This is a genomic window from [Flexibacter] sp. ATCC 35103, assembly GCF_001975985.1.
Lineage (GTDB): Bacteria > Bacteroidota > Bacteroidia > Flavobacteriales > Flavobacteriaceae > Flavobacterium.
On record NZ_MTQF01000004.1, the window covers coordinates 280,445 to 293,320 of the forward strand.

Annotated in this window: 10 protein-coding genes; 8 read left to right on the top strand and 2 right to left on the bottom strand. The window is 35.2% G+C overall.

Annotated elements, in window-relative coordinates; translation table 11 throughout:
• Positions 1-83 precede the first annotated feature (83 nt).
• The 3 genes from BXU01_RS09240 (at position 84) to BXU01_RS09250 (ending at position 4,651) form a co-directional block, all read left to right on the top strand.
• Positions 84-1,730, top strand: a complete 1,647-nt coding sequence (locus BXU01_RS09240; protein WP_083692905.1) for an arylsulfatase — start codon at positions 84-86, stop codon at positions 1,728-1,730.
• 85 nt (positions 1,731-1,815) lie between these two features.
• Complete coding sequence (locus BXU01_RS09245; protein ID WP_083692906.1) at positions 1,816-2,736, top strand: family 2A encapsulin nanocompartment shell protein; 921 nt, start codon at positions 1,816-1,818, stop codon at positions 2,734-2,736.
• Positions 2,720-4,651 (top strand): family 2A encapsulin nanocompartment cargo protein cysteine desulfurase, encoded by a 1,932-nt coding sequence (locus tag BXU01_RS09250; protein WP_083692907.1) that lies wholly within the window; start codon positions 2,720-2,722, stop codon positions 4,649-4,651. The genes BXU01_RS09245 and BXU01_RS09250 overlap by 17 nt, the downstream gene beginning before the upstream one ends.
• Positions 4,652-4,815: 164 nt before the next feature.
• Here the strand turns inward: BXU01_RS09250 and BXU01_RS09255 are convergent, their stop codons facing one another.
• Entirely contained in the window at positions 4,816-5,277 is a 462-nt protein-coding gene (locus tag BXU01_RS09255; protein WP_083692908.1) for a DUF1810 domain-containing protein, read from the bottom strand.
• A gap of 252 nt (positions 5,278-5,529) precedes the next feature.
• A complete protein-coding gene (gene rocD, locus BXU01_RS09260) occupies positions 5,530-6,783 on the bottom strand; it encodes an ornithine--oxo-acid transaminase (RefSeq protein WP_083692909.1) in 1,254 nt (417 codons plus the stop codon).
• 222 nt (positions 6,784-7,005) lie between these two features.
• On the opposite strand from rocD, the gene BXU01_RS09265 reads away from it, so the two are divergent.
• From BXU01_RS09265 to BXU01_RS09285, 5 genes are all read left to right on the top strand, one after another.
• Positions 7,006-7,458 (top strand): Lrp/AsnC family transcriptional regulator, encoded by a 453-nt coding sequence (locus BXU01_RS09265; RefSeq protein ID WP_083693282.1) that lies wholly within the window; start codon positions 7,006-7,008, stop codon positions 7,456-7,458.
• A gap of 14 nt (positions 7,459-7,472) precedes the next feature.
• Positions 7,473-9,674 carry a penicillin acylase family protein gene (locus BXU01_RS09270; protein WP_083692910.1) on the top strand — a complete coding sequence of 734 codons (2,202 nt, stop codon included), beginning with the start codon at positions 7,473-7,475 and terminating at the stop codon, positions 9,672-9,674.
• 101 nt (positions 9,675-9,775) lie between these two features.
• The gene (locus BXU01_RS09275; RefSeq protein ID WP_083692911.1) at positions 9,776-10,549 is read left to right on the top strand and encodes a dienelactone hydrolase family protein; all 774 of its coding nucleotides are present in this window, start codon (positions 9,776-9,778) and stop codon (positions 10,547-10,549) included.
• A 176-nt stretch (positions 10,550-10,725) separates the two neighbouring features.
• Complete coding sequence (locus tag BXU01_RS09280) at positions 10,726-11,703, top strand: DUF3667 domain-containing protein (protein WP_083692912.1); 978 nt, start codon at positions 10,726-10,728, stop codon at positions 11,701-11,703.
• 6 nt (positions 11,704-11,709) lie between these two features.
• Positions 11,710-12,732, top strand: a complete 1,023-nt coding sequence (locus BXU01_RS09285; protein WP_083692913.1) for a M28 family peptidase — start codon at positions 11,710-11,712, stop codon at positions 12,730-12,732.
• Positions 12,733-12,876: the final 144 nt, after the last annotated feature.

Genomic DNA, 12,876 nt, shown 5'->3' on the forward strand with positions numbered 1-12,876 from the left:
TCGTTCCTCGCAATGACTTTGCGTAAAAAAAACTTTGACAAAGTTAACTCAGCAATTTTCAAAAAATTAAAATATCAACAATAATGAAAAAAACAATTATTACGCTAAACCTTCTGCTATCAGTCGTTTTAGTTTCGGCACAAAACAAAACAACTGCTGAAAAACCCAATATCATTTTAATAATGGTTGATGATATGGGATATTCTGACTTAGGGAATTATGGCTCAGAAATTAAAACGCCAAACTTAGATAAATTAGCCAATGAAGGTTTACGCCTACGCGAATTCTACAATAATTCGATTTGTGCACCAACAAGAGGATCGTTACTTACGGGACAATATCAGCATAAGGCCGGAATGGGATTTTTTGATGTCAATTTAGGATTACCGGCGTATCAGGGCTATTTAAACAAAGAATCTTTGACATTAGGAGAAGTTTTTCGTTCGGGAGGTTATAGCACTTTACTTTCCGGAAAATGGCACGTAGGCTCTGAAGATCAGGCGCAATGGCCGAATCAAAGAGGTTTTGATAAGTTTTACGGAATCCTAAAAGGTGCCTCCAACTATTTTGATACCAAACCGTTGCCATTTGGAAAAACACCTTATCCTGTAAAACTGATTCGGAATAATGAAGAATTACATCCAAAAGATGATTCGTACTATTTTACAGATGAAATTGGCAACAATGCGGTGACTTTTTTAGACGAGCAAAACAAAGAAAACAAACCGTTCTTTTTGTATTTGGCTTTTACGGCTCCACATTGGCCATTGCAAGCAAAACCGGTTGATATTGCAAAATACCGAGGCAAATTTGATGAAGGTTGGGATATTCTAAGAGAAAAAAGAATTGCAAAACTTAAAGCAAACGGCATTTTACCAAGTAATCAAACGGTTTCTGCCAGAGATCCTGAAGTTCCGGAATGGAGTAAATTATCCTATGACGAAAAACAATTCTGGAAAGCAAAAATGGAAGTTTATGCCGCAATGGTGGATAATATGGATCAGAATGTGGGTAAAGTTCTGGAGAAATTAAAAGCGCTTAAGAAAGACAAAAATACGCTGATTATTTTTATTTCTGATAATGGTGCGCAAGGCGGTTTTAACACCTATAATCCGTTAGGAAGAGGTTTAGTTCGAAATGAAGGTCCTGTTGGAACTTCAGGATCATTTGATTATCAGGAACAAAACTGGGCATATTTATCTAATACTCCACTTCAGCAATATAAAAACAATATGCATGAAGGCGGATTCAGTTCTCCGTTTATTGCCTGGTTTCCATCAAAAATAAAAGCAGGCAGAATAGATAAAGGAACTGGGCATATCATTGATCTTGCGCCTACTTTTTACGAATTGGCAGGAATCGAATATCCAAAAGAATATAACGGCATAAACTCAAATCCGTTACCAGGAAAAAGCTTATTACCTGTATTGTTCGATAATGCTGCTGAAGTAAACAGAGGAGTTCCCTTATTCTGGGAAAGAGCAGGAAACAGAGCTGTGAGAGATGGAAAATGGAAATTAGTTTCGACTTATCCTTCTTATGAATGGGAACTGTATAACATAGAAACAGATCGTGGCGAAACGACAAATGTGGCACAGCAAAATCCCGGAGTTGTCAATACCCTTTCTGCGGCTTATTTTGACTGGGCAGATAAAACAGGAGTTGTAGAATATAGCAAATTCAAATTAAAGCCGGAACAAATGCCTGGCGGAGCGGCATTAAAAAAGTAATTCAAATTTTAAGCAGAAAACAGAGATGTAAATAAATTCTTAAATTAGTACATTCAAAATAAATTAACCACTAAACCATTAAGCCATGGCTGAAACAAAACAACAACAGACAGCATTAGGAGATGTTGCAGCAAGACAATTAGCAATTGCAACCCGTACCGTTCCTCAAATTGGTACAATTTCCCCACGTTGGTTAACCCATCTTTTACATTGGACACCCGTAGAATCAGGGGTTTTTCGTTTGAATAAAGTAAAAGACGGAAGCCACATTGAGGTAGATTGTTCTGCAAGAGACGAAAGAGTTTTACCAAATACTTTTGTCGATTACATCGATAATCCTAGAGAATATAATCTTGCGGCAGTTCAAACTATTGTTGATGTACACACAAGGGTTTCTGATTTATACAGCAAACCATACAATCAGATTTCTGAACAGCTTCGCCTTGCAATTGAAACGATCAAGGAACGTCAGGAAAGTGAATTAATCAACAATAAAGATTACGGTTTGTTAAGTAATGTTGCACCATCGCAGATTATTAAAACCAGAACCGGTGCGCCAACTCCTGATGATTTAGACGAATTATTGACAAAAGTATGGAAAGAGCCTGGATTTTTCTTGCTGCACCCTTTAGCCATTGCCGCTTTTGGCCGCGAATGTACACGTCGTGGTGTTCCGCCTCCTACAACTTCTTTATTTGGATCTCAGTTTTTAACCTGGAGAGGAATTCCGCTTATTCCATCAGATAAATTACCTATAGTAAACGGAAAATCTAAAATCATTTTATTACGTACTGGTGAAAGCCGTCAAGGGGTTATCGGGTTGATTCAGCCGGGATTACAAGGCGAACAATCACCAGGATTATCTGTTCGCTTTATGGGAATAAATGAAAAAGCAATTGCATCATATCTGGTATCTCTTTATTGCTCATTGGCCATATTGGTAGACGATGCCATCGCTGTTCTTGAAGATGTAGAAATAGGAAAGTACCATGAGTATAAATACTAACAACGACGGTTTACCTAACATTGATGATTTGCAGTTTTTGGCGAACGAATTGTTCAGGACATTACCTAATGAATTTCCTAAGGAAATCTCGTTAAGTCCTGATCGAAATGAACATCCTCGTGCCACAAAAATTGCAGAGACCTTGTTGAGTGCCGGGAATTTTAGCGGTAACAACACGCCTCTTTCATCACAAAATGTGGCAATTGAACCTTCTGCCCCATCTGCATTTAGCGGTTTTGGAGCGTCACCAACTGTTGCCAATTATGGTTCAGGAGCTTCGGCTTTATATCCTAATGCCGGAGCGGGATTTGATCCTCAAAGTGGGGTTTCTGCATCAGGAATTCAACACGGGAATAACGTGAATGTCAACAATCCGCAAACGGGTTTTAACGATTCCAATTTTAAGAATGGCGGAACGGCGCAATCAAATGAAGAAACATTTTTTTCGAAATTGCTTTTAAACAATGATTATCTCCCTTTTCAAACCGAAAGTTCTTCTTTTGAAACGGAACTAAATGCGGCATTAAAACTTGTTGATACGCAATTTACAAAACGTTTAGATTTTCCGTTAAACGGAAATGAAAATCCAAATTCGTATTATTTTCTGGATCAAAATCCGTTTGCTTTTGATCAGAGAAATACAAATTTAGTTGTTGGAAATACTTTTGAAAAACCAGATTTTGGTAACATTTCAGGTTCTCGTTTTGATGCTAATCTTGTTAAAAAAGATTTTCCTATTCTAAGAGAAACCGTAAATGGCAAACCTTTAGTTTGGTTTGATAATGCGGCTACGACACAAAAACCACAATTGGTTATTGATCGTATTGCTTATTTCTACGAACACGAAAATTCGAATATTCATCGTGCAGCACACGAACTTGCCGCTCGTGCATCTGATGCTTATGAAGCTGCGCGCGAAAAAGTAAAAACTTTTTTGAATGCAAATTCTGTAAACGAAATTGTATTTGTTCGCGGTGCTACAGAAGGAATCAATCTGGTTGCTCAAAGCTGGGGCGATCATAATTTAGTTGCCGGAGACGAAATCATTGTCAGTAATCTGGAGCATCACGCAAATATTGTTCCTTGGAAAAGATTAGCAGATAAAAAAGGATTGAAACTTCGTGTAATTCCTGTAGATGACGACGGACAAATTTTACTGGATGAATATGCTAAACTGCTAAATTCAAAAACGCGTCTGGTAGCTTTTACACAAGTTTCGAATGCATTAGGAACCGTAACTCCTGCTAAAAGAATCGTAGAAATGGCACATGCCGTTGGAGCAAAAGTTTTAATTGATGGAGCCCAATCTGTTTCGCACATGAAAGTTGATGTTCAGTATCTAAATCCGGACTGGCTGGTATTTTCCGGACACAAACTTTTTGGTCCAACCGGAATTGGTGCTTTATACGGAAAAGAAGATTTGCTAAACGAAATGCAACCGTATCAGTCTGGCGGAAACATGATTCAGGATGTTACTTTTGAGGAAATCAAATACCACAAAGCGCCCAATCGTTTCGAAGCCGGAACCGGAAACATTGCAGATGCCATTGGCCTTGGAGCTGCAATAGATTATGTTACCAAACTAGGAATCGAAGCTATTGGACATTACGAACATCAATTGCTGGAATATGCGACAAAATTGCTAAAGGAAATTCCGGGTGTTCGATTGATTGGTACGGCAAAAGATAAAGCAAGTGTACTTTCTTTTACTTTACAGGGTTATACGAACGATCAGGTAGGTCAGGCGTTGAATAAGGAAGGCGTTGCAGTAAGAACCGGACATCATTGTGCACAGCCTATTTTGCGAAGAATGGGTGTAGAAACAACAGTTCGTCCCTCTTTGGCTTTCTACAATACCACACAGGATGTAGATACTTTTATTAAAACTTTGTGGGAACTTAAAAGATTTAAATAACGTAGAAGAATGTCTTAGGCCTCTTCTCAAAAAAATAATTACTTTTTTTGATATTTTAAGTAATTATAACCCAAAAGCGATTGTTTCAGGACAGTCGCTTTTTTATAAATGAAAAAGCCATTCCACTTTTAGTGGAATGGCTTTTTTTCCTTGTAAGTGGAAATTTATGTTAATGCTTCAACAGCTGGCGACATTACTTCTACATTTGTAATAGATAGAGTTAACGGGTCTGAATATCCCATAAAAAAAGTATTCAATATTTCCTGAAATACAGGATGAGCACCTTCGACCTGAGAAAAAAGTGTCATAGACGAACATAATTTACGAGCACCTAAATCTCCTAAAATACCTTCGATAGATTTTCTTTTAAATGTTAGCAGAAGCTCTGAAATTTCTATAAGATGTTTTGCCAAAATAGGATGATCTAAAAATTCTTTAGCTTCTTCAAGATCAGCGATCGCATAATATTTAGAAATATTACTCGTTCCTAATCCTTTTATTTGCGGAAAAATAAACCACATCCAATGTGTTTCTTTTTTTCCTTTTTTAATTTCGGAAAAAGCGGTAAGATAAAGTTTATTCTGCGCATCTAAAAAACGTGTTATGTCATTATTTGAGTAAGCCATTATAATAGAATTGTATTTATAAAAGTTAATAAAACCGTTTTAATCGTTATTCGTCTTCATCAAAAATTAAATAAAAATCTATTTTAAGATTCGTTTTAATTTCGTTTTAAAGACATTTCAAAACTACTTATCAAGTCGCTTTAAAAAATTATACAATTAATGTCCATTGTTACATAATTTTTAGTCTTCCTATAAAAACAAAAAAGTTGCAGAACATTTCTGCAACTTTTATAACAATATTCATATTCTTTTTTATTCTCTGAAATCATTTAATGATTTCTCGATAATTTCCAGACATTCCTGAATTTGTGCCTCATTCATAACCAATGGCGGCGCTAATCTTATCTTATTACCATGAGTTGGTTTTGCCAGTAATCCGTTATCTCTAAATTTAAGACAAATTTCCCAGGCAAGATCAGAATCTTCTCCGCAATTAATTACAATAGCATTCAGTAATCCTTTACCGCGAACGAGCGTGATCAGATTGTTTCTCTCTGCAATTTCGTTTAAACCTTTTCTTAAAATGATTCCTAAACGTTCTGCATTTTCGGCTAGATTTTCTTCTTTAATTACTTCAAGTGCGGCAATTGCAACGGCAGCAGCAACAGGATTTCCACCAAAAGTAGATCCGTGTTGGCCTGGTTTAATTACATTCATGATTTCATTGTTACACAAAACCGCAGAAACCGGATAAACTCCGCCAGAAATTGCTTTCCCTAAAATCAAAATATCAGGCTGTACATTTTCATGATGCACCGCTAATAATTTTCCGGTACGTGCAATTCCGGTCTGAACCTCATCTGCAATAAACAACACATTATGTTTCTCACACAATGCTTTAGCTTTAGATAAATATCCTTCTGAAGGTACATAAACTCCAGCTTCTCCCTGAATTGGTTCAACTAAAAATCCTCCTATATTTTTTGATGATTCCAAAGCTTTTTCAAGAGCTTCAAGATTATCATATTCAATTTTTAAAAATCCTTCTGTAAATGGACCAAAGTTTTTACGGGCACCTTCATCGTTTGAAAATGATATAATCGTTGTTGTTCTACCGTGAAAATTGTTTTCACAAACGATAACCTGCGCTTGATTTTCCGGAATACCTTTTACTTCATAAGCCCATTTTCTACATACTTTTAGTGCAGTTTCAACAGCTTCAGCTCCGGTATTCATTGGCAGAACTTTATCAAAACCAAAATATTTGGTTACAAATTCTTCATAATCACCTAGTTTGTCATTATAAAAAGCACGGGAAGTCAACGTAAGTTTTTGCGCCTGATCTACCATTGCTTTTACAATTTTAGGATGGCAATGTCCTTGATTTACTGCAGAGTAAGCAGATAAAAAGTCATAATATTTTTTTCCGTCAACATCCCAAACATATACACCTTCTCCTCTTTCTAACACTACCGGAAGCGGATGATAATTATGAGCTCCGTATTTATTTTCTTTTTCTATCAAAACTTCTGATTTTGACGAAAGTGATTTTTCAGTTTGTATCATGATTTATTTCTTTTAAAGGGCAAAAGTATTAAATTTTATTCATTATTAGCCTCTAAAACCATAATTTTGACTTTTAAAACTAATATTAAAGTCAAAAATAACAATTTTAAACCATTAAAAAATCAAATATACTTGTCCTTATAAAGAGTTTTATCCTATTTATTGAAAAAAATAATTACTTTTATGAATCTGAAAAGTAGAATTTTAACTCAATTTAAAATAATGGATATATTAGACGAATTTGATATTAGCATCATTAAAGAATTAGAAAAAGATGGCCGAATGGCGTTTTCTGCAATTGCTGCTAATTTAAAGATATCAAACACAATGGTGCACCAGCGTATTAACCGAATGGTCGAGCAAGGTGTTATTAGCGGTATAAAACCCATTATTCAGGAAAAGAAAATTGGTTATGACTGGGCTTCTTTTACGGGAATCACCCTAAATAAAGATTCTGATTCTGACCGAATTATTGAAGCTCTCAAAGATATTCCTGAAATTACAGAATGTTATTATGTAACAGGTTCTTTTACACTATATATCAAAATCATTGCAACAAATCACGAGCATATGCGCAGGATTCTTTATGAAAAAATCGACAGCATTCCCGGTATTGCCAAGACAGATTCTATAATTGAATTAGGTTGTGCTTTTAAACGCAATATTAGCTTGTAATAACATCAATAATCATGTTCGATTACTTAAAAATACTAAAGTTGCTTTTTATCATTTGCTGCATCAACTTTCAGATTTCGGCACAAAAAATAAATCAAAAAGAAGTCAATCGTCTGGAAAAATCAGCGCAGCAAGTTTCTATTATCAGAGATAAATGGGGAATTCCGCATGTATATGGAAAAACGGATGCTGATGCTGTTTTTGGATTATTATATGCGCAATGCGAAGATGATTTTAAACGCATTGAGATGAATTATATTGAAAAACTCGGTCGCCTTTCAGAAATAAAAGGACAATCCGTTTTATACAATGATTTAGAAATTCGTCTTTTGATTGATGCTGACGAAGCAAAATCAGATTATAAAAAAGCACCACTCTGGCTCAAAAAACTTTTGAATAGTTATGCTGATGCCATCAATTTCTATTTATACAAACATCCCGAAATAAAACCTGCACTTTTAACCCATTTCGAGCCTTGGTTTCCGTTACTATGGACAGACGGAAGTATAGGCGCCATAAGTACGGCAGATCTTTCTACAGGAGAATTAAAAGCATTTTATTCCGGCAATAATGATAAAGTAGCTTACGTGGAACGCGAGAAAAATGTACAAACCGGATCGAATGGTTTTGCCTTTTCTCCCTCTAAAACCGCTGACGGAAATGCTATTTTATACATTAACCCACACACAACATTTTATTTCAGGCCTGAAGTTCAGGCAACAAGTGAAGAAGGACTGAACGTTTATGGAGCCGTAACATGGGGGCAATTTTTTATTTATCAGGGTTTTAATGATTATTGCGGATGGATGCACACTTCATCAAACGTAGATGTTGCGGATATGTATGCGGAGAAAATCACCACAAAAAACAATAAATTATATTATGAATTTGATAAAAAGCTTGTACCGGTTATCGAAAAAGAAATCATAATAAAATATACCGAAGGTGGAAAACTAATTCCCAAAAAAATCAAAACTTATTATACTAATAACGGTCCAATTATGGCCAAACGGGACGGAAAATGGATCAGCTTAAAATCGAATAATCGATCGATGACAAGTTTGATCCAGAGTTGGGTCAGAACTAAATCAACCAGTTTTGACGATTATAAAAAAGCAATGGATTTAAAGGCAAATACCTCCAATAATACTGTATATGCAGACAGTAAAGGAAATATTGCATACTGGCATGGCAATTTTATCCCTGTAAGAGATAAAAGCCTTAATTGGTCAAAAGTAGTCGACGGATCAATTTCTTCTACACAATGGAAAGGTTTGCATGAAGTCAGCGAAACTGTTCATATATATAATCCCGTAAATGGCTGGCTGCAAAATTGTAACTCAACTCCTTATTCTGTTGCCGGAGAAAACAGTCCTAAAAGAGAGAATTATTTGCCTTATATGGCGCCTGACGGAGAAAACTTCAGGGGAATAAATGCCGTTAGAATTTTTAGCAAAGGCGACAAATATACTCTGGACAAGGTAATTACTGACGGATACGACACAAAACTATCTATTTTTGAAATTTTGATTCCAAGCCTTATTTCTGTTTTCGAAAAAAACATCAAAACTACAGATCCGGACTATACAGAACTTAGTGAAGCAATTTCGATTTTAAAAAATTGGGATTATTATGCCAGAGAAAATTCAATAGCAACAACATTAGCGGTAGAATGGGCTTATAAATTAGATCCCATTATCTTAAAAGCTTATATTAATGAAGGTCAGACAGATCAGGTTCAAAACACCAAAATTTTTGCTGCAAATGCAACCGTAGCACAACTGATACCACAACTGCAGGAAGTTCTAAAAGATTTAAAATCAAAATGGGGTTCCTGGAAAGTGGCTTGGGGAGAAATCAACCGTTTTCAGCGTTCCAGCGGTGATATTGATTTAAAATACGACGACTCTAAACCAAGTTTACCAATTGCTTTTGGTCCGGGTTCCTGGGGAAGTTTGCCTTCTTTTAAAAGCAGTTATCAAAAGGATTCAAAAAAACGTTACGGATATAATGGCAATAGTTTTGTTTGTGCCGTTGAATTTGGTACAAAAATAAAAGCAAAATCATTATTAGCCGGAGGAAACAGTGGTGATCCTAATTCAAAACATTTTGATGATCAGGCCGAAATGTATCAAAACGGACAATTTAAAGATGTCTTATTCTATAAAGAAGATGTTCTTAAAAACGCAGAAAAAACATATCATCCCGGCGAATGATTTTATAAAATAAAGTAACATACACGAACCTCGAAAGAAATATTTTTTCGAGGTTTTTTTGTAACATAATATTTCTGATATTTGTTTAAAATTGTATTACTATGAAAAATTCAGCCCTTGTATTAGTTGCTACCATACTGTTTTCTAACACTATAGCAGCACAATTAAAATCTGTAAAATATACAGATGGTTCTCAGGCATTAAATGGATTATTTGCAAAATCCACTAAAAAAAGCAATCAGAATCCAGGAATTTTATTGCTGCCGGCGTGGCTGGGAATCGACAAAGCATCAAAGGATATTGCAGAAAACTTATCTAAATTAGGTTACAATGTTTTCATCGCTGATATTTATGGCGAAGGTAATTATCCAACAAATACAACCGAAGCCGGAAAACAAGCCGGTTATTACAAAAAGAACTACGAAGTGTACCAAAAACGTATTAATGCTGCTTTGCAGGAATTGATAAAATCAGGCGCAAATGCTGATAATATTGTCGCTATTGGGTATTGTTTTGGAGGAACCGGAGTACTTGAGGCAGCACGCGGACATTTGAATCTAAAAGGTGTTGTGTCTTTTCACGGAGGTCTTGGTAAAGATACAACCCGTAAAGTTGAGCCAATTACCACAAAAGTTCTGGTTTGCCATGGTGCAGATGATCCGTTTGAATCTCCAGCAGAAATTACTGCTTTTCAGCAAGAAATGCGTGACTCAAAAGCCGATTGGCAAATGATTTATTATGCAAATTCAGTTCACTCATTTACAAATCCAGAAGCCGGAAACGACAACTCAAAAGGCGCAGCTTACAATGCAGTTGCAGCAAAAAGATCATTTGAGCATTTACAGCTTTTCCTGAATGAAGTATTGAAAAAATAAATTTTGAATAGCTTACAGATGTTATGGATTTAAAATGATTTACACTGATTTTACGCTATTAAATTAAATTTAAAATTTGCGTTAATTCGTGGCAAAAAAAACAGCGTAAACCATTTTAAATCTGTGATATACGTGGGCAAAAATTAACAACCAAAACCAAACCAACCAATTAACCAATGTCACACAGTCCGATTAGAAAAGATAAAACCTGCCTGAATTGCCGGCACGTTGTCGAACAAAATTTTTGTCCGCATTGCGGACAGGAAAATACAGATAGCAGAAAAACATTTCATCATTTATTTATTCATTTTTTTGAAGATCTGACGCATTACGAAAATGCCTTTTGGAAAACCATTCGAAATCTGCTTTTTAAGCCTGCTACATTAACCAAAGAATATCTTTCCGGAAAAAGATTGTCCTACCTCGCCCCTGTCCGGCTTTATATCTTTATTAGTTTTATTACTTTTTTAATGATCGCCTTATTTCCGGGTCATGATAAAGAAATTGTAACATCTGATAATTATACAAAATCCGGTAAGAAAGAAATCCCTAAAAATATTTTTACAGGAGATCTCAATGATCTTAAACCCGGAAAAGATTTTGACAATTTTACAAAGAATGTTGATTCGTTACAAAAGTTTGCTCCGGAAGAAAAGAAGCTGGATAGTTTTAGTTATTGGATTATCAAAAAAGCTAAATACGTAAAGGATCATAATACGAAAGAAAACATCATAGAAAAATTTACGGAGTCATTCGTTCATAACATACCTAAAGTATTATTCATTATAATGCCATTCTTTGCTTTCTTTTTATGGCTTTTTCACAATAAACGAAAATGGTATTACTTTGATCATGGCATATTTACACTGCATTATTTTTCATTCTTGCTCTTAATATTCCTGATTTTATTTATAATTCGAAAATTGATTGGTTTATTTGGAGAAGACAATCCGTTTACTTTTATTTCAGATATAGCTGACTTTGTGGGTTTTATATGGATGAGTTATTATTTTTATCCGGCACATCACCGTTTTTATGGAGAAACCAGATGGGTTTCGTTTCTAAAAAGTGTCGCTTTGTTTTTTATTAACTCCTTTTTTATTCTATTTTTACTAATCATATATGCGTTTTATACATTTCTAAACTTACATTAAACAACAATGAAAAAACTTATAATTTTATTATTAATCGGTACTGCTTTTTCTTGCAAGAGTCTCCAGTCGACCGCATCAAAAGACAATTCGGACCCAAGCAAATACATCAAAGCAATTAGCGAAAAAGACCTTAAAACAATGTTATATGTTGTTGCTTCTGATGAAATGGAAGGTCGCGAAACCGGATCAAAAGGACAGAAAAAAGCGGGTCTTTATATGATTGAACAATACAAAAAAAGTGGAATTTCTTTTCCTAAAGGTGCAACAGATTACTACCAACATATTCCGGCTTCTTTCCTGAACGCAAGACGAAACGAAAATTTACCGGATTCAGAAAATATCTGGGCTTATATTGAAGGTTCTGAAAAACCGAATGAAGTGCTTGTAATTTCTGCACATTATGATCACGTAGGAATAAAAAATGGCGAAGTTTATAACGGAGCTGACGATGATGGTTCCGGAACTGTAGCTGTAATCGAAATGGCAAAAGCATTTGCAAAAGCTAAAAAAGACGGACATGGACCAAAACGTTCGATCCTTTTTCTACACGTAACCGGTGAAGAACATGGTTTACACGGATCACGTTATTATTCTGAAAATCCTTTGTTTCCAATCGCAAATACTATTGCAGATATCAATATTGATATGATTGGCCGTCGTGACGTAGAACATGCTCAAACTAATAATTATGTATATGTAATTGGTGCCGACAGACTTTCAACAGATTTACACAATATTGTGGTAGCTCAAAACGAAAAATATGCCAAATTAGACTTGGATTTTAAGTTTAATGACCCAAAAGATCCAAATCATTTCTATGAGCGTTCTGATCATTATAACTTTGCCAAATTTGGAATTCCTGCAGTTTTCTTCTTCAACGGAGTTCACGAAGATTACCATGGAAAAGGTGATGAACCTCAAAAAATCGAATATGATGCTTTGACTAAAAGAGCTCAATTAGCATTCTCAATCGCTTGGGATTTAGCCAATAGAGAGAATAGACCGGTAGTTGACAAACCTATTAAATAAAGGCGCTAAGTTGCTGAGGGACTAAGGTACTAAGTTTTAAAAATTTACAAACAAAAAGGGATGAGTTTAAAACTCATCCCTTTTTTATATTGTAGATTCCAAAAAGAAAACATCAGAACCTTTGTAACTTTGAAACTTAGAACC